This is a genomic window from Enterobacter sp. SECR19-1250 (assembly GCF_013391025.1).
In the GTDB taxonomy this organism is placed as follows: domain Bacteria; phylum Pseudomonadota; class Gammaproteobacteria; order Enterobacterales; family Enterobacteriaceae; genus Enterobacter; species Enterobacter cloacae.
In genome coordinates this window covers 20051-38392 of record NZ_JACASJ010000004.1, presented here as the reverse complement: position 1 = coordinate 38392, position 18342 = coordinate 20051, and the positions used below count along the sequence as shown (strand labels likewise).

Genomic DNA, 18342 nt, shown 5'->3' with positions numbered 1-18342 from the left:
TATGTGATGCAGATCTCAATATTTACCTTATGAAAGCGGTAGCCGGAGGCAGGGTTTTCATTGAATATAAAAGAACACTCCAACAAAAACAGGCGGTAAGACAGTGCAGGAGATTGATTTTTATCTGGTCGATGCGTTTAGCAATGTGTCATTTGGCGGAAATCCGGCTGCCGTTTGCCCGCTCAAGGCGTGGCTGCCGGACGAAACGTTACTGAAAATGGCGCAACAGCATAATCAGTCGGAAACCGCATTTTTCGTCTGTACGAAAGGGGGCATTGAGCTACGCTGGTTTACCACGCTGACCGAAGTTAATCTTTGCGGTCACGCCACGCTTGCTGCGGCGTACGTTCTGTTCAATGAGCTGGACTATCCTGACTCGCGGATCCACTTCGAAACGGCCTCTGGCCGCCTGACGGTGAGCCGGGAGGGGGAGTGGCTGACGCTGGATTTCCCGGCATGTCCAACGCATGAAGAGACGCCCCCGCCGGAGATGCTCGCGGCGCTCGGTATCCGCCGCTACGTTGAAGCCCGCAAAGGCCGCGCATGGGTGGTGGTGCTGGAAGATCGCCAGCAGGTTGAAGCACTCGCACCGACAATTTCAGCCATGACGCCTGGCGAACATAAGGTTGCCGTTACGGCGCGGGGCGACGGGGATTACGATTTCGTCAGCCGCTTTTTCTCCCCCGGCGTTGCCGTCTGGGAAGATCCGGTGACCGGCTCTGCACATACCATGCTCATTCCTTACTGGAGCGAAAAATTGGGTAAAACGACGATGTTTGCCCGTCAGGTTTCCGCGCGGGGCGGCGACGTTCGGTGCGAGCTAAAAGGCTCGCGCGTGCTGATGAGCGGACAGGCGTCATGCTATTTGAAAGGCACAGTTTTTCTGCGCTAGATACCTATAACAACAGAGGAAAAGACAATGCAGGAAATTGATTTTTATCTGGTGGATGCCTTCAGCGACAGGGCGTTTGGCGGCAATGCAGCGGCGGTATGCCCGCTGGAGGAGTGGCTTTCGGATGAGACGCTGCTCAAAATGGCGCAACAGCATAACCAGTCTGAGACGGCGTTTTTCGTACGCACCGACACCGGGTTCGAGCTGCGCTGGTTTACCACGCTGCATGAAATCAACCTCTGCGGCCACGCGACGCTGGCAGCGTCACACGTGATTTTCGAATACCTCGATTATCCGCATACCGAAATCACCTTCACCACGCGCTTCGTGGGTGAGTTGACGGTGAAACGCAGCGGCGACTGGCTGACGCTCAATTTCCCTGCGTGGTCGACCGAGGTGGTTGACAATCCCCCGCCGGGCCTGTTCAGCGCGCTGGGGATAGCCCAGGCTAAAGAGGTCCGCGTCGGACGGGATTACATGGTGGTACTGGAGAGCCAGCAACAGGTGGAGGCCTTAACCCCGGATATTGCAGCGATGGCGCCGCTCGGGAAAATGGTCTGCGTGACGGCACCGGGAGAGGAGTATGACTTCGTCAGCCGCTTCTTCTGCCCGGGCAAAGGGGTACCGGAAGATCCGGTCACCGGATCGACGCACAGCATGCTGATACCGTACTGGAGCGAGAAGCTGGGCAAAACGTCGATGAACGCCCGCCAGGTTTCATACCGTGGCGGGGATCTGCGCTGCGAACTGAAGGGCGACCGTGTGCTGATTGGCGGCCAGGCGACGCTCTATCTGAAAGGGCGTATCTTCCTGCGCTAGCTGAGCGAGGCGCCGCCGCATATCACCATCTCCTGGCCCGTGATGGCGGCGGCTTCATCGCTGAGCAAGAAATTCACCAGCCCCGCGACCTCTTCTGGCGTGATAAGACGGCCGATGGGCGGACAGGTAGGCGGTGAACTTTCTCGCCCCGGTGCGCTAAGCATCGGCGTTTGGGTGGCACCCGGCGCGACCACGTTTGCGGTGATCCCACGCGGGGCCAGTTCCGCCGCCCAGCTTCTGACCATCCCTGTCATCGCCGCCTTGGTGGCAACATACTGCGAGCGACCTACCGCCCCGCGGGAGGTTCTGCTGCCAATCGCCACAAATCGTCCACCGGCGGTCATAGCGGGCGCGAAATGGTTAAACAGGGCTTCGCAGGCCTGAACGTGCAGTTGCCACAGTGACGCGCCAACCCTGCTTTCCAGTTGCCCCAGTGGGGCGGCGGCCATCATCCCGGCGGCGTGGATCACCGCCTGCGGTGTCGCGATGGCGTGCAGGGCGCTGTTCAGCGCATCAGGATCGGTGATATCCACGCGTAACCCCGTAAAGCCAGGGGTATCCGGCATCACGGCGCGGCGGCTGAGTCCGGTGACCTGCCAGCCTTCCGCCAGTAAACGCTTAACGATGGCCTCACCAATTCCGGAGCTGGCTCCGGTCACGACGGCGTGACGCATGTCAGACCTCCAGCATTGAACGAGGAACTTTAAACACCGCTTTGCGCACTATCATCGGCGCGCCGCTGGCGCACAGCGCCTGGTGTGGTTCTCCGGGAGAAAAGACCGCAAAGTCACCCGCGCCAAGACGGATCCGGACACTGTGTGCCGATGAGCTGGCAATGAACAGGTCCGCTTTACGCTCTTCGTCATCCGGCATGCCAACAGGGCGCGCGCCGGCATAGATAAGTTCTTCTCCCGCCAGCACAACCTGAATATCCGCCCACTGGTGATGGTACTCCGTATGCCACTCCGCGCGCGGCTGCGTCTGTGCCGGACCAATCTGGCAAAACCAGGGGGCATTGTCCGGCTGCCAGCGGCCGTCATCGAGTTCGCTAAGCGCCTGCAGCGTGCAGTCCGGGCGGGACAGCAGGGCATACAACACCGGCGGTAACCCTGCCAGCGGCAGGGCGTCGAGATGTCCAATAATCATGCTGACTCCTTGACCCACTCGGGCGTCACCCGCACGTATTTTATGGCCTGACGAAAGTAGGTGTACGCGATATGCAGGCTGCCATCCGGGCTCTGCTTAATGCTCGGATAGGAAAACTCACGGTTCAGTTTCTCCAGAGAGTTGTTAGTCATGCAGTAGCCGTCTCCCTCGTCCAGATGCCGTTGCCACGGCCAGCTTTTGCCTCCGTCCGGCGAAATGGCGACGGTCATCGGCGCACGCGGGGCACCCCAGAAGGCGGTTCGACCGTGGGTCACAACCGGCTCTTTACGGCCATCGCCATCGTCAATTTCATCGTACAGAGAGGCGCGACGCTCCTGCGCCCCGGCGGCGCTCATGAGGTTAAACACCAGCGCCAGCTCGCCACTGGCAAGCGTTGTCACCTGGATAGAGGAGTTGTTGTTAGGTAATACCGTGGGCTCCGGCACGGACCAGCTTTCGCCGTTGTCCGTTGACTGGCTGTAATAAATGTTATCCGCCCAGCGGCTGCGGAACAGGGCAACCAGGGTGCCATTGCGCAGCGGGGTGATATTCATATGGACGCAGCCCAGGCTGTCCGGCACCTCGACATCACGCCAGGTTTTGCCCCCGTCTTCGGAGATTTTCACCGCGCTGATGTCATCGTTACCGACCCATTTCTCACCCGGCCGGGTGCGGCAGTAAAACACCGGCAGCAGCCAGTTCCCATTCTCCTGCACGACAATCGGCTGACGAATAAAGGTGCCGGGTTTATCGAGCAGGGTCGCGATGTCCCCCCAGGTTTTACCCAGATCCCGGGACTGGCGATAGCGCACAATAGCGGTGTCCTGGTTGCCGGACATTTGAGCGGTCCACAGCAGCCACAGCACGTTATCGGGTGCCAGGAACAGAACCGGGTTCTGTTCGGAGCGCGTGGCATCATCCGACAGTTTTTCTGCCTCACTCCACTGCTGGCTTCCCGGTGACAGGCGCGAACCCCACACAGAGATATCCGCAATACCCTCCTGGGTACCGCCAAACCAGACGCACATCAGCGAACCATCCGGCAGCGGCAGCAGATTTGCCGCGTGGTTTTGTGGGCAGGCGGAAGGCAGCATGGCTGCCTCCACGCGCGTATCCTGTTGTGGGCGAATAATCCCGTCGCGGGTTACGGTTACAGACATATCAGACTCCATTGTTTTCAACGGGGGTTGGCGCTTTACCCTGTGCCTTTCCCGGAATGAGACGGTCGATGACCATGATGACCGCAGGGGTCAGCAGGGCGATGTACATATTGTTAATGCCAAACGGATCGCCCAGCAGATACCAGACAGAAGTCACGACGCAGGCGCCGATCAGCCCAGCATTGGCTCCGCGGGTACTGCGGAAGAACGGGGCATAGAATGCGATGACCGCCACGACGGAAATCGACAGACGAATGGCACGGGTAAAGAACGACAGCTTCAGCACTTCAGGCACCAGCAGAACAAAAATCAGCGGCAGGAAACCAATCAGCAGGGAGATCCAGCGGGTAGCTTTAAACTCCTGCTCGGGCGTCGGGTTGCGCATCGGCACGTAGAAATCTTTTACCACCAGGGAGGCAATGGCGAGCGCCACGGTACTGACGCTGACGAAGATGGACGCCACCAGAGAGGTGGTGACCAGACCGGCCAGCCACGGGTTCATATCCTGCAGGAAAATCGGCATCGCATACAGGCTGTCGATCTCCGGATGCAGGTATTTTGCCGCCACGCCAATCACCGCAATGGCCAGCGCGATCGGCAGGCAGAAGAAGAACGCGACCCAGGTGGAGCGTTTAGCCGATTTAACATCTTTGGTGGAGGAGATGGCCTGGATCACAAACTGAGTGCAGAAGATGGAGCCAATGGTGCCGATAAGCCACGCGAAAATGGTCGACGCGCCGATGTTGCCATCCCAGGTCCAGTAGAAGTCCGGCATGTTTTCGATCATCGGCGTGAAACCGCCGGTTTTGGATAACGCAAAACCCATGATGGCCAGAATGCCGAAGTATTTCAGCGCACTGTGCAGCACAGTTACCCACGCCACGCCTTTCATGCCGCCGAAGGCGAAATAGAAGGTACTGACGATAGCCGTAATGAAAGCGGCAACGGGCAGATTGACTTTCAGTACGGTAGAAATGGCTGCTGCGCCGCTGACGTAATTCCCCACATTCACCAGCAGCAGGGCGTAGATCATGATGAGGGAGATAATGTTTTTGGTGCTGTTACCGTACTTTTCAGCAATCGCACCCGAGATGGTGATTTTCCCGGTGTTGTATATGCGTTTTACCAGCAACAGGCCAAAAAGCGGGAAGCCAATCGCGGCCCCGATGACGGACCATGATGCAGCAAACCCGTCCTCGAACGCCGCCTGCGCGGTGCCGATGGTGGATTTAGCGCCGATATACTCAGACATCAGCAAGATCCCGACAATAAACGCCGGCATCGCGCGGGAGCCTTCCATAAAGTCCCCGGAGTTTTTACTGCGGATCCGGAAGGTCAGCCAGGTGGTGAACAGGATGTAGGCAATGACTATGCCCACAATGATCAGGGTATCTTCAGCGGTAAAATTATTCATCTTTGCCTCTCTTCAGGGCGAGTGAATCCTGGGCACCTCAGGTACCCGGTATTCTTATTGACGAAACCAACGCCGTTTAGCTAAGTGACGTTGTCACTATCTGGCGAATCTGTTGGCACTGCTGCTCGCTAAACGCCACGGCATAGCGACTCTCTCCGACATCCTCGCCCATGATTTGCAGGGCCTTTTTAACAGCGGCAGGGGAAAACGCCACGCTGTACAGCTCGGTACGCAGTCGGGTGACGCGCTCCTGCGCCTGCCAGGAACCTTCAACATCACCCGCGTTAAAGCGTGACCAGATGGCGTTGATCGCCGCTGGTGCCACGTTTGCCAGCCCGGAAATACAGGCTGAACATCCCTCGACGAAGCCCTGATGGATCAGTGAATCTGGTCCGTTCAGCACGTCGAACCCGTCAATGTCGCTTACTGCGTTGAGGAAACCGCGCAGGCTTTCATAGCTCCCGGCACTGTCTTTAATACCTGAAATGTTGGGGTGTTCGGCCAGCGCCCGTACCGTGGCGGGCTCAAGGGTGTTGCCGGTCCGCGCCGGAATGTTGTACAGAAAGACCGGTACGGTTAGCGCGTCAGCGACGGCGGTGTAGTGTGCGATGAGCTCAGACTGTTTCAGCGGCACGAAGTAAGGGGTGATGACGGAAACCGCATCCACACCCAGCGCGACGATCTGTTTTCCCAGCCGGATGGTGTCGCGGGTGGAGATTTCGCCAATATGCGCCACGACGGGCGCGCGTCCGGCGACGGTTTCCACACAGGTCCGGGTGACCGCGATTTTTTCCGCTTCGTTCAGGACAAAGAACTCGCCGTTGGTTCCGCCGCAAAAAATGCCGTTTCCGGCGTCCAGCTGCCGGGCGATCTGCCGCGTTAAGCCGGGAATGTTGAGTTCGCCTTCCGCGTCAAAGGGGGTGACGATAGCCGTCAGCACGCCCTTGATGTTGTTACGCATTTCTTACTCCTTGACTATGCATGTTCAGGAAACAGTGTCCGGTAAATCGCCTGCACCTCGTCGTGATTCACCTGACAGGGGGCATTGTTCATTAACCGTTTAACGTTCAGGGTGGCATCGCTCAGGGAAGCGATGTCTTCGCGCGGCACGCCCAGGGACTCAAGGTTGTCCGGCAGGTTGAGCCGACGAACCAGCGCGGCAAAGTACTCCACCAGCGCGTGAGATTTTTCGTCATCGGACAGGCTGCTGTCCGCGCCTGGTACGAGATCCCAGACCTGCGCAAATTTTGTCACGCAGTGGGGACGAACCACCCTCATGCAGGGTGCCAGAAGAATGGCGTTGGCCACGCCGTGCGGCAGATGATATTTCCCGCCAAGCGGATAAGACAGGGCGTGAACCAGGTGTGTGCCGGCATGCGCAATCGCGACCCCGCCGTAATAAGAGGCCCACAGCATTTCCAGCTTTGCCAGCAGGTTGCCCGGCTCAGCGCAGGCCGTTTCGATGTTCTTCAGCAGCTTAGCGAGCCCGGTCAACGCCGCGTTATCGCTGACCGGGTTGGCGACCGTGGCGGTGAAGCACTCAATCAGATGGCACAGGGCATCGATGCCGGTGGAGGAGGCAATATGCGCGGGCATGCTGGTGGTCAGTTCCGGCAGCAGGGCGACGTAATCGGGCAGCAGGACCGGAGAGATAATACCGACCTTCGTGTTTTGCTCCGGTATCGCCAGAATAGCGTTCGGCGTGGCTTCTGACCCGGTTCCGGCGGTGGCGGGGATCAGAAGTGAGGAGATACGTGCCACCGGTTTTACCCCTGCCAGCAGGCTGTCCAGCCCCGGTGACAGCGGGTGACAAAGCACGGAGAGCAGTTTCGCCACATCCAGTACGCTGCCGCCGCCGATCCCGACCACGACATCAAACGATCCGCTGTTTAACCCCGCGAGCAACTGGCTGACATCGTGGTGGGAGGGTTCAGGAGGCACCGTGTCAATCACCGTGACGCGGCGGTTGTCCTCTTCAAGAATTGAACGGATCTGTGTTGCCGCCTCCAGACGCGCAATGTTGCCGTCCGTGACCAGCAAAAGCTGCGCGTTATCGGTGAGTAATGGCCTGATGGCGGCGAGCGCATTTGCGCCGCTAATAATGGTGCTGTTGAGGGTAACCATGCTTTTCTCCTGTCTTTGTGTCCATGATTAAATTCGCTCAATTAAGACGCTTCATGGTCATCGTGTGGCTAAATTTATAATTTATTCGCAAACTGATTAACTTGATCTTGCTCACATATAATCAATCATGATTGAATATAATCATTAACAGGAAAAACGAGCCCGGAGTGGGAATGAAAGAGAACAACCTGTTCAGAGACGTCGTTGTCGTTGCAGATGACTTTACCGGGGCAAACGATGCGGGTGTCAGCCTGGCGCTGAGCGGTAAGAAGGTCAGCGTGGCATTCCACACCCCCTTTACCCAGCCGGTGGATGCACTGGTTATTAATACCGATTCCCGTGCGCTGCGGGCAGCAGAGGCGGCCGAAAAAGTGGCCGTACTGGGGGCGGATATTGCGGATGCGCGCTGGCTCATCAAAAAGATTGATTCCACGCTGCGCGGCAATGTAGGGGCAGAAACAGGCGTCCTTAAGGCAGTAAGCGGCAAACGGCAGGTGATTGTGGCGCCGGCGTATCCCGCGGCAGACCGGATCACACGCCACGGCAGGTGTCTGGTGAACGGCATTCCGGTGGATGAAACCGAATTCGCCAGCGATCCGAAAACGCCCGTCCCGTCTGCCACGATTGCTGATCTGTTTACCGACGTGAGTTCTCAATCCGTAACGGTAAACATGCTGGCAGCCGAACTGGCGCAGGGAACGGAGTGGCTCATCGTCGATGCCCAGTGTGACGAGGATCTGGACGCCATTATTGCCGCCGCGCTGACCTGCCCGCAGACACCGCTGCTGGTCGGGTCTGCCGGGTTATGTGATGCGCTGGCACGCCATCTCGCCCCCGTGAAGCGTCAGCAACTGCTGGCGGTGGTGGGATCAATGAGTGAGATCGCTCAACGTCAGATTGCACTGGCCGCTGCAGAGCCTGCGGTTTCGTCGGTGTTTATTGATGTTAATGATGTGCTGAAGGGGAAGACGGCGAACGCGCTCATGCGCATCACGCAGGTCCTGAAGGCGGGCCGTCACTGCATCGTTCATACCTGCCCGGACCATGAGGCGCGACATCAGGTTGAACGGCTTTGCGCGCAGTATCAAATGACCCGGACCGAACTGGGTGAAACGATCTGCGCCTTCCTGGGAGAGATTACCCGAGAGGCACTGACGGCATGTCCGCCGGATGCGTTGTATGTCTCAGGCGGCGATGTGGCAATGGCCGTCGCCAGTGCGCTTGATGCGCAAGGATTTGAAATTACAGGGCGCGTCGCAGGATGCGTCCCTTACGGCAAATTTCTGGGTTGTGCCTGGCACCAGCCGGTAATGACCAAAGCAGGGGGCTTCGGAAAAGAAGAGACGCTGCTTGAGGTGTTGCATTTTATCGAGGAGAGACTGAGTGACTAACATTATTGCTGTAACCATGGGTGACCCGGCGGGCATTGGCCCGGAGATCATTATCAAATCCCTCACCGGGAGCGAATTAACGGGAGCCCCGGTTGTCGTGGTGGGCTGTGCCCGCACGCTCAGGCGGGTGCTGGATGATGGTATTGTGGGGCAGGCTGACATCCACATCATCAGGCAGGTCAGCGAAGCCCGTTTCGCCCCCAACATGATTAACGTGCTGGACGAACCGCTGGCCGACCCTGATGCCCTGAAGCCCGGCGTAGTCCAGGCTCAGGCGGGGGATTTAGCCTATCGCTGCGTGAAGCGCGCGACGGAACTGGCGATGGCGGGGGACGTAAAAGCGGTTGCCACGGCGCCACTGAATAAAGAAGCGCTGCATCTGGCCGGACATCACTACCCCGGGCATACCGAGCTGCTGGCCCATCTGACGCACAGCAAAGACTACGCTATGGTGCTGTACACCGATCGGCTGAAGGTCATTCATATCACGACCCATATTGCGCTGCGTAAATTCCTTGATACGCTCAATCAGGATCGGGTAAAAACCGTCATCGGCATTGCGGATACCTTCCTGAAGCGGGTGGGCTTTAGCACACCTCGTATTGCGGTCGCGGGCGTGAACCCGCATGCGGGAGAAAATGGCCTGTTTGGCGATGAAGAGATCACGATTGTTGGCCCGGCCGTTGCGGCGATGAAGGCGCAGGGGGGCAACGTCACCGGACCGTGCCCGCCGGATACGGTATTTATGCAATGCCACGAAGGAATGTATGACATGGTCGTTGCGATGTATCACGATCAGGGGCATATTCCGCTAAAATTGCTCGGCTTTTACGACGGGGTGAATATCACCGCCGGATTGCCGTTTATCCGCACCTCTGCAGACCACGGAACCGCGTTCGATATAGCATGGACCGGTAAAGCCAGGTCGGAGAGCATGACGGTGTCTATTCAGTTGGCTATGCAAATTACACGGGAATAATATGAAGGGATATAACCGGTTAGAGCAGATAATGGATTACCTCAAAGGGCACAACCTGGTCACGGTGGATCAACTGGTGGCGATCACCGATGCCTCACCGGCGACGATCCGCCGCGACCTGATTAAGCTTGACCAGGAGGGCGTCATCAGCCGAACCCACGGCGGCGTTACTCTTAACCGGTTTATTCCTTCCCAGCCGACCACGTCCGAAAAAATGCAGCGCAGTCTGGCAGAAAAACATGCCATTGCCAGCGCGGCCGCGAGCTTTGTGAAAGCGGGGGATGCCATTGTGCTGGACGCCGGTACCACAATGATTGAACTCGCGCGTCAGCTCACGCATCTGCCGCTTCGCGTCATCACCAGCGATCTGCACATTGCGCTGTTTCTCTCTGAGTTTAAACAGATTGAAGTGACGATTATTGGCGGCCGTATCGATGATTCGAGCCAGTCCTGTATTGGTGAGCACGGGCGTCGGCTGTTGCAGAATGTCTGGCCTGATGTGGCTTTTGTCAGCTGTAATGGCTGGGATATTACCCGCGGTATCACGTCGCCTACAGAGGAGAAGGCCGCGCTGAAGCGGGATTTAATAGCCAATGCAAAACGCCGGGTGCTGCTGGCAGACAGCTCTAAGTACGGTGCCTGGTCGCTGTTTAATGTGGCGCACCTGAACACCCTGACGGATATCGTCACCGACAGCAGGCTGGATGAAGCGGCCCGGACCCAGCTGGAACAGCTTGAGACCCGCCTGACGCTGGCGTCATGACATAAGTTAAAACTATGAAGTCCGAAAAGATGGCAGACGCTATGTTGAAGCCTGGCCTCAAAAAAAAAGCAAGGAGCCTGCCATGTATTCCATTACCTCTGAATCTGCCCGTCATCCGGACATCCTCAAGCTGATCGCGGCGCTTGACCGCTATCAGAGCGAACTCTATCCCGCTGAAAGCAATCATCTGCTCGATCTGGCTGCACTGCCTGAAGCCTCGCTTATCCTGATGATCATTCGCGACCCGCAGCTGCAGGCCGTGGGATGTGGCGCCGTGGTGCTTAATGGCGACGGTACCGGGGAGATGAAACGGGTCTATATCGATCCGACCCATCGCGGGCAACATCTGGGCGAGAAGCTGCTTGCTGCCCTTGAGGATGAAGCCTTGAGTCGTCACTGCCACACCGTGCGCCTGGAGACAGGGATCAAGCAACACGCCGCCATTCGCCTGTATGAACAGTGCGGATATGAACGCCGTCCGGCGTTTGCGCCGTATGTCGACGATCCGCTGAGCCTGTTTATGGAGAAGGCTCTGGTTGTCGACGTTCGTTTAGCAGCGCTATAAACGCTTCGAGCTGGCGGGTCATCGCCCCACGACGCCACACCAGCCAGGTGGTCAGCCAGCGCCAGTTCTCCGCCAGCGGCCACGCCTCTACCTGATGATGCCCCGGCATGCTCTCAAGCATGGAGCGGGGCATTAGCGCAATACCCGCCCCTGCAATCACGCAGGCGAGCATACCGTGATACGACTCCATCTCATGGATCCGCCCGGGCGTGGCGCGGTCTGCGTGAAACCAGCTTTCCAGATGACGTCGATACGAACAGTTTGCGCGAAACGCGTAGACGTCGCTGCCGCTTACCTGCGCGGCGCGCGTCACCTCCGCATGTCCGGCGGGGGTGACCAGCATCATCTCTTCCCGGTAAACCGGCATGCCTTCCAGCTCCGGGTGTGAAAGTGGCCCGTCGACAAACGCCGCGCTTAAGGTGCCTTCCAGAACGCCGTCAATCATCGTTCCGGACGGGCCGGTAGAGAGCGCGAACTGAATGCGCGGATAGCGCTGGTTAAACGCCGCCAGACTTTCCGGGATCCGCACGGCGGCAGTGCTTTCCAGGGCGCCAAGGGCAAATAACCCCTGCGGCTCATCACCGGCGACGACCATGCGCGCCTCGTCAACCAGCGCCAGGATCTGCTTGCTGTAGCGCAGAAAGTTGTGCCCGGCGGGAGATAAGCGCAAACGCTGGCTCTCCCGGATAAACAACTCAACGCCGAGATCGGCCTCAAGCTGGCGGATGCGGGTGGTGAGGTTAGACGGAACGCGATGCACCTTCTGCGCCGCCTGGGTAATGCTGCCGGTCAGGGCAACGGCGTTAAACATTTCAAGCTGAGTTAAATCCATAGCATTCTCGATTCGTGAATAAGGTGGTTAGTATTATTCATTTTTAAGAAATAGCAGAGTGGGCCACAATCAATCAACCGATATTACGTGGAGAACATCATGACTTATTCATCTGCTACGCATGCCCTCTCTGTTAACCCGGCGACAGGCGAGACGCTGGCCACATATCCCTGGGCCACATCCGAAGAGGTCGAACAGGCAATCACCCTGGCTGATGCCGGTTTTCGCCAGTGGCGAGGGGAAAGCGTCTCTCACCGGGCACAAAAGCTGCGCGACCTGGGGGCAGCACTGCGCCAGCGTGGGGAAGAGATGGCGCAAATGATCTCCCGGGAAATGGGCAAGCCGATTGTGCAGGCGCGGGCGGAAGTGGCCAAATCTGCGGGTCTGTGCGACTGGTATGCGGAACATGGCCCGGCGATGCTGCGTGCGGAGCCCACGCTGGTGGAAAACCAAAACGCGGTCATTGAATACCGTCCGCTGGGGCCTATTCTTGCGGTAATGCCGTGGAACTTCCCGCTCTGGCAGGTACTGCGCGGTGCGGTGCCGATCCTGCTGGCAGGTAACAGCTATCTGCTCAAACACGCACCGAACGTCCTGGGTTCTGCAGAGCTGATAGGGCAAATCTTTGCTGATGCCGGTATTGCGCAAGGCGTCTTTGGCTGGGTGAATGCCACCAATGATGGCGTGAGCCAGGCGATCAACGATCGTCGTATTGCAGCGGTAACCGTCACCGGTAGCGTGCGTGCAGGTGCGGCGATAGGGGCTCAGGCGGGAGCGGCGCTGAAAAAATGCGTTCTGGAGCTGGGCGGCTCCGATCCGTTTATCGTGCTGAATGATGCCGATCTGGATCTGGCCGTTCGCGCGGCCGTCACGGGACGTTATCAGAACACCGGGCAGGTTTGCGCGGCGGCAAAGCGCTTTATTATCGAAGAGGGTATTGCCGATGACTTTACCCGGCGTTTTGTTGCGGCGGTTACGGCGCTGAAGATGGGAGCACCGGATCGGGAAGAGAATGATATTGGCCCGATGGCGCGTTTCGATCTGCGTGACGAACTGCATCAGCAGGTGCAGGCCACGCTCGCGGAAGGGGCCACGCTGCTGCTGGGCGGCGAGAAAATCAGCGGGGAGGGCAACTATTACGCGCCAACCGTGCTGAGCCATGTCACCCCGACAATGACCGCCTTCCGTCAGGAGCTGTTTGGTCCGGTTGCGGCGATTACGGTGGCGAAGGATGCGGAACATGCCCTGCAGCTTGCCAACGACAGCGACTTTGGTCTCTCTGCCACGGTGTTTACCGCCAACGAAGCGCTGGCCGGAAAATTCGCCCGCGAGCTGGAGTGCGGCGGGGTGTTTATCAATGGCTTTAGCGCCAGTGACGCGCGCGTGGCCTTTGGCGGCGTGAAGAAAAGTGGTTTTGGCCGTGAGCTTTCCCACTTTGGTTTGCACGAGTTTTGTAACGTGCAGACGGTGTGGAAGAACAGAGTGTAACCGCCATCCTTACAGAGGCCCTGACGACGAGGGCCTCTGTCATTTCTCTGCAATGGTTCTGTCATTTTCGTTTCGTAGACTCGCACGCGTCTAACGTCTTGTTACTGAAGAAAATTATGAACCTAACGCAAATTTATCGTCGTATTGCGCAGCGCATTATCCCCCGCCAGTTTGGCCTGCTGACCGGTATCTTTTGTATTATCGGCCTCTTTTCCGCCCTGCAACTCTCCTCGTCGTTCCTGCTCAATGCCTCCCTTAAGGAAGCGCAACGCAACGAGCAGCAAAACCTGCTGGCGTATCAGCAGCAGAGCAAGCTGGATCTGGCTCGCGTTTCCCTGCTGGCCGCAAGCGATCTGCTTAACCGCTCCGGCGTCTGGTTTATGCAGGATAAAGAGACCGGCTCCGAGGGCAGCTGGCATAGCCTGATGGACGACGCGCAAAAGGCGCTGGCCGTTTCGCAGCAGGCGTGGAATGCCTGGCTGGCGCTTAATCCGCCAAAAGATGACGCCCTGGTTAACAGCTATCAGCTTTTTTACGGCGCGATAAAAGAGCAGGCGGAAGGGCTGGTGAAAACCAACACCATCGATGCGTTTTTTGCCGTGCCGGCGCAGGCGTTTCAGACCGACTTTAATGACAACTATGCCCGCTATCAGCAAGCAAGCGAGAAGCAGGCGCTCAAAGGGCGTCAGTCGTTGATTGCGCAGCTCTCCGGTCTGCAAACGCTGTTCCTGCTTGCGCCTGTTCTGTTGCTCGCTATTGCGTTTGCCGTCTGGTTCGGGATGTCCCGGTGGGTGATTACCCCGTTGCGGCGCTTGATTGCGCATATCAACCGGCTGGCCGCGGGCGATCTCTCCGGTACCCCTCCTGGCGTGACGCGTTTTAACCGTGAAATTGCCCAGCTCAGCGACAGTATTGCCACCATGCAGAACGGGCTACAGCAGCTGGTGACCCAGGTCAGCGATGCGACCACCGCCATGGTGGAAAATATTGGCGCACTGGCGCAGGGCAATCAAAAGCTGTATCACCAGTCGGCGCGTCAGGCCAAAGAGCTGGAAGACGTGACGGCGCATATCGCGACTCTGGAAACCCACGTAGAAGGCAACACGGGCTATGCGAAGCTTGCCAGCTCGCGGGCGGATGAGGCACGCCAGGCCGCGGCGGGAGGGGATCAGATGATGTCGACCGTCAATGCGTCGATGCAGGCAATCGTCGACCGATCCTCAGAGATGCGGGGGATCGTGGCCATGATCGACAGCGTCGCCTTTCAGACCAACATTCTGGCACTGAATGCGGCAATTGAAGCGGCTCACGCGGGAAACCAGGGGCGCGGGTTTGCCGTTGTCGCTCGTGAAGTGGGGCTGCTGGCGAGGAAGAGCAGCCATTCGACGCAAACCATTCAGGAGCTTATCAACCGTTCCCTTCAGGGGATCGAAGACGGGTCACGGGCCGTTAACCGTCTGGAAGATAACCTGCAGCAGGTGACGGGGCTGGTGGGAACATTAAGCAGTTTGCTGAATGAGATCTCCGCGGCCACGCTGAGTCAGGGGGAGAGTATTCATCAGATGACGCGCCAGCTTCAGGCGCTGAATCAGGTGTCGCGACAAACCGACAGCCTTGTCTCTGACGCGTCTGATGCCTCTGAGCGCCTGCACAAACAGTCGGATCTTTTATTGCAGGCGGTTTCGCGTTTTCGTCTCAGTGCCTGACGCAACACATAAGCGTCTGTTATACTCGCAGCCCGTTTTAGCCTGAGGGCAAGGAGCAAAGAGAGTGGCTGCGGTCATCCATAATGAGATGCTGGACGAGATTCTGGCGCAGGTTCGTCCGTTACTTGGAAAAGGAAAGGTTGCCGACTATATTCCGGCCCTTGCCTCGGTCAGCGGGAATAAGCTGGGAATTGCAATTTGTACGATAGACGGTCAGCGTTACCAGGCCGGTGACGCCACGGAACGTTTTTCCATCCAGTCTATTTCGAAAGTGCTGAGTCTGGTTGCGGCCATGCGACAGTACGAGGAAGAGGAGATCTGGCAACGGGTGGGTAAAGATCCCTCCGGGCAGCCGTTTAACTCTCTGCTTCAGCTTGAGATTGAACAGGGTAAACCGCGTAACCCCTTTATCAACGCCGGGGCGCTGGTGGTCTGCGATATGCTGCAAAGCCGTCTTAGCGCGCCACGCCAGCGCATGCTTGAAATTGTTCGCCAGCTCTCAGGCGTTGACGATATTGCTTATGATTCAGTGGTCGCCCGTTCGGAGTTCGAGCACTCTGCGCGTAACGCCGCCATTGCCTGGTTGATGAAATCGTTCGGCAATTTCCATAATGATGTGGCGACCGTACTGCAAAACTATTTCCATTACTGCGCGCTGAAAATGAGCTGCGTGGAGCTGGCGCAGACCTTCCTGTTCCTTGCCCACCAGGGGCACGCACCGCATCTCGATCAGGAGGTGGTATCACCTATGCAGGCGCGTCAGGTCAATGCCCTGATGGCGACAAGCGGGATGTATCAGAACGCGGGCGAATTTGCCTGGCGCGTCGGTCTTCCGGCCAAGTCGGGCGTCGGGGGTGGGGTGGTTGCCATTGTACCGCATGAGATGGCTATTGCTGTCTGGAGCCCGGAGCTGGATGAGACGGGTAATTCACTGGCCGGTGTGGCGGTTCTGGAGAAACTGACCCAACGCCTGGGACGTTCCGTTTACTGATGTCTGATCTGGATCCTCTTTTTTCTCGCCTGGCGCGATCGACCTTTCGGTCGCGCTTTCGCTTAGGCACAAAAGAACGACAGTACTGCTGGGACAAAGGTGCCGATACCATTGACCAACATGCTGCCGACTTTATTGCGAAGCGTCTTGCCCCCGCGCACCCCGTCAACGACGGTAAACAGACCCCCATGCGCGGCCATCCGGTGTTTATTGCCCAGCACGCGACCGCCACCTGCTGTCGCGGCTGTCTGGCGAAATGGCACAACATTCCGCAAGGTGTTCAGCTCACCGCGCAGCAACAGCACTATATCGTCGGCGTGATCCACCACTGGCTGGTGTTGCAGATGAACGCCTGATGTTGATGGGTGCTGATCCTGTTGTAATTGTGTTATAGATGCACACTATGAGATCCCCCGCGTGGTGACGGGTCAGTTAGTTGCCATAAGTTATTATATGGAATGATATTTAATGCGTTCAGACCCCGCTGCCTTCACGCTTTTTCGCCCTGAATCGCCGCTGCGTAATGCGGCGGGTATCTTTATTCTCACCACCTTGTTCTACTTTATCGGTGCGGAATTACGTCTGGTCGAAGCCTTGTCGCTGTTCTGGCCGCTGAATGGCGTGATGGCGGGCGTCTTTGCCCGTTATACCTATCTCAATCGCCTGCATAACTACGCGGTGTCGTATGTCGCCATGCTGATGTACGACGCGGTCACCACCAACTGGGGAATGGCCTCGGTGGTCATCAACCTGTCGAATATGGTCTTTATCGTCGTTGTCGCATTGCTGGTGGTGCGTGATAAGCGGTTGATGAAGAAAACCCCCGATCCCATTAATGCGCTGCGGCTGTTCAATTATTGTCTGTTCGCCGCCTTATTATGTGCGCTGCTCGGCGCGACCGGGTCGGTGGGGATCGACAGCCATACCTTCTGGCCGCTGTTTGCCGACTGGTTCAGCGAGCAGTTCTCAACCGGCGTGCTCATTTTACCCTGCATGCTCACGGTCAGTATGCCGACGCGGGCATTCAGGCTGCGTCTGGAGCAACTTTTACCGGTCATTGCGCTGATTGTCTCGGTGATGGCATCGGTGGTGATTGGCGGGGCGGGAAGCCTTGCCTTTCCGCTGCCGGCGCTGATCTGGTGTGCGGTCCGCTACTCCTTGCCCGCGACCTGTCTGCTGACGTTTCTGACCGGCGGTCTGGAGATCGTTCTGGTCGCTAACTCCATTATCAATATCGCCGTGGGCACGCCGCTCTCTACCCCGATGATGTTCTCCGCACGGCTGGGGATTGCCACCATGGCGATCTGTCCGGTTATGGTCTCCGTCAGTATGGCGGCCATTAATTCGCTCATCCGTCAGGTGTCGTTGCGCGCGGATTATGATTTTCTGACCCACGTTTATTCACGTTCCGGGCTCTATGAGGCGTTAAAGCGGGAAGAGGCGCAGCGGCAGACACGTTTTCTGACCGTGATGCTGCTGGATATCGATTACTTCAAAAGCATCAATGATAACTATGGGCATGAGTGTGGCGACCGCGTGCTGGCCGCGTTTGCCCGCGAGGTTCAGCAGGTTGTCGGAGACGACGGTATGGTGGCGCGTATGGGCGGCGAAGAGTTCGCGGTTGTGGTGAACACCGGTGACGCGCAGCACGGCTTTGCGCTGGCGGAACGTATCAGACTCACCATTGCCGCTCATCCGTTTACCTGGCGCCAGCAAACGCTCTATCTGACCGTGAGTATTGGTCTCGGGAGCGGGAAGGCGGCGTCGTGGCAGTTGACCGAGGTATTCAACAGGCTGATGGCCGAAGCAGACGCTCATCTCTATCGTTCCAAAAAAGCGGGGAGAAATCGCACCAGTGCGCGTGTGTCAGACGATCCCATTACCCCGACCCCGGAGGGTGAAACCTGAGCGCAGCCTGCATTCTGCCGGGGATGAATCATAACGAATAGCAGATAAATTGCTTGCTAGGTATTTTTAACGTCAATAAGATACCGCAAGAAAGCTATCGGAAAATTCGCAGAATGAATGCAGCTGACAAACTCAGTAGACCCTCTCGTGTACCAGGAAGCCGG

The 18342-nt window shown here is 57.7% G+C and carries 18 protein-coding genes; 11 read left to right on the top strand and 7 right to left on the bottom strand.

All coding sequences use genetic code 11. The features are described 5' to 3' along the window. Positions 1-103 precede the first annotated feature (103 nt). The gene (locus HX884_RS01945; RefSeq protein WP_020688617.1) at positions 104-892 is read left to right on the top strand and encodes a PhzF family phenazine biosynthesis protein; all 789 of its coding nucleotides are present in this window, start codon (positions 104-106) and stop codon (positions 890-892) included. A gap of 27 nt (positions 893-919) precedes the next feature. Next, a complete protein-coding gene (locus HX884_RS01940) occupies positions 920-1711 on the top strand; it encodes a PhzF family phenazine biosynthesis protein (RefSeq protein ID WP_178327570.1) in 792 nt (263 codons plus the stop codon). On the opposite strand, the gene HX884_RS01935 is transcribed toward HX884_RS01940, so the two are convergent. From HX884_RS01935 to HX884_RS01910, 6 genes are all read right to left on the bottom strand, one after another. Further along, complete coding sequence (locus HX884_RS01935; protein WP_178327569.1) at positions 1708-2385, bottom strand: SDR family NAD(P)-dependent oxidoreductase; 678 nt, start codon at positions 2383-2385, stop codon at positions 1708-1710. The genes HX884_RS01940 and HX884_RS01935 overlap by 4 nt on opposite strands. A gap of 1 nt (position 2386) precedes the next feature. Further along, the gene (locus HX884_RS01930) at positions 2387-2857 is read right to left on the bottom strand and encodes a YhcH/YjgK/YiaL family protein (protein ID WP_178327568.1); all 471 of its coding nucleotides are present in this window, start codon (positions 2855-2857) and stop codon (positions 2387-2389) included. After that, on the bottom strand, positions 2854-4017 hold the full coding sequence (locus tag HX884_RS01925; protein ID WP_178327567.1) for an exo-alpha-sialidase: 1164 nt from the start codon (positions 4015-4017) through the stop codon (positions 2854-2856). Before HX884_RS01925 ends, HX884_RS01930 begins: the two co-directional genes overlap by 4 nt. A gap of 1 nt (position 4018) precedes the next feature. Then, complete coding sequence (locus HX884_RS01920; protein ID WP_013096620.1) at positions 4019-5431, bottom strand: sodium:solute symporter family protein; 1413 nt, start codon at positions 5429-5431, stop codon at positions 4019-4021. A 76-nt stretch (positions 5432-5507) separates the two neighbouring features. Next, complete coding sequence (locus HX884_RS01915) at positions 5508-6392, bottom strand: dihydrodipicolinate synthase family protein (protein ID WP_178327566.1); 885 nt, start codon at positions 6390-6392, stop codon at positions 5508-5510. A 14-nt stretch (positions 6393-6406) separates the two neighbouring features. Beyond that, positions 6407-7555 (bottom strand): iron-containing alcohol dehydrogenase, encoded by a 1149-nt coding sequence (locus HX884_RS01910; protein WP_178327565.1) that lies wholly within the window; start codon positions 7553-7555, stop codon positions 6407-6409. A 173-nt stretch (positions 7556-7728) separates the two neighbouring features. Here HX884_RS01910 and HX884_RS01905 point away from each other — a divergent pair, with 173 nt between their 5' ends. From HX884_RS01905 to HX884_RS01890, 4 genes are all read left to right on the top strand, one after another. After that, positions 7729-8946 carry a four-carbon acid sugar kinase family protein gene (locus HX884_RS01905; protein ID WP_178327564.1) on the top strand — a complete coding sequence of 406 codons (1218 nt, stop codon included), beginning with the start codon at positions 7729-7731 and terminating at the stop codon, positions 8944-8946. After that, positions 8939-9925 carry a D-threonate 4-phosphate dehydrogenase gene (locus tag HX884_RS01900; RefSeq protein WP_178327563.1) on the top strand — a complete coding sequence of 329 codons (987 nt, stop codon included), beginning with the start codon at positions 8939-8941 and terminating at the stop codon, positions 9923-9925. Before HX884_RS01905 ends, HX884_RS01900 begins: the two co-directional genes overlap by 8 nt. 1 nt (position 9926) lies before the next feature. Next, the gene (locus HX884_RS01895; protein WP_029883777.1) at positions 9927-10688 is read left to right on the top strand and encodes a DeoR/GlpR family DNA-binding transcription regulator; all 762 of its coding nucleotides are present in this window, start codon (positions 9927-9929) and stop codon (positions 10686-10688) included. 82 nt (positions 10689-10770) lie between these two features. Next, positions 10771-11253: a GNAT family N-acetyltransferase gene (locus tag HX884_RS01890; RefSeq protein ID WP_013096614.1), complete on the top strand. Its 483-nt coding sequence runs from the start codon at positions 10771-10773 to the stop codon at positions 11251-11253. Here HX884_RS01890 and HX884_RS01885 read toward each other — a convergent pair. Further along, complete coding sequence (locus HX884_RS01885; RefSeq protein ID WP_013096613.1) at positions 11207-12085, bottom strand: LysR family transcriptional regulator; 879 nt, start codon at positions 12083-12085, stop codon at positions 11207-11209. The two genes, HX884_RS01890 and HX884_RS01885, sit on opposite strands and share 47 nt — an antisense overlap. A gap of 99 nt (positions 12086-12184) precedes the next feature. Here HX884_RS01885 and sad point away from each other — a divergent pair, with 99 nt between their 5' ends. The 5 genes from sad (at position 12185) to HX884_RS01860 (ending at position 18178) form a co-directional block, all read left to right on the top strand. Next, complete coding sequence (sad, locus tag HX884_RS01880; RefSeq protein WP_038419419.1) at positions 12185-13573, top strand: succinate-semialdehyde dehydrogenase; 1389 nt, start codon at positions 12185-12187, stop codon at positions 13571-13573. Between the two features lie 116 nt (positions 13574-13689). Then, positions 13690-15279: a methyl-accepting chemotaxis protein gene (locus tag HX884_RS01875; protein ID WP_058651326.1), complete on the top strand. Its 1590-nt coding sequence runs from the start codon at positions 13690-13692 to the stop codon at positions 15277-15279. A 64-nt stretch (positions 15280-15343) separates the two neighbouring features. Next, positions 15344-16270, top strand: coding sequence for a glutaminase B (gene glsB, locus HX884_RS01870; protein WP_013096610.1), 927 nt, complete (start codon positions 15344-15346; stop codon positions 16268-16270). After that, complete coding sequence (locus HX884_RS01865; RefSeq protein WP_013096609.1) at positions 16270-16626, top strand: DUF4186 domain-containing protein; 357 nt, start codon at positions 16270-16272, stop codon at positions 16624-16626. Before glsB ends, HX884_RS01865 begins: the two co-directional genes overlap by 1 nt. A gap of 112 nt (positions 16627-16738) precedes the next feature. Continuing rightward, on the top strand, positions 16739-18178 hold the full coding sequence (locus HX884_RS01860) for a GGDEF domain-containing protein (protein ID WP_178327562.1): 1440 nt from the start codon (positions 16739-16741) through the stop codon (positions 18176-18178). Positions 18179-18342 lie beyond the last annotated feature (164 nt).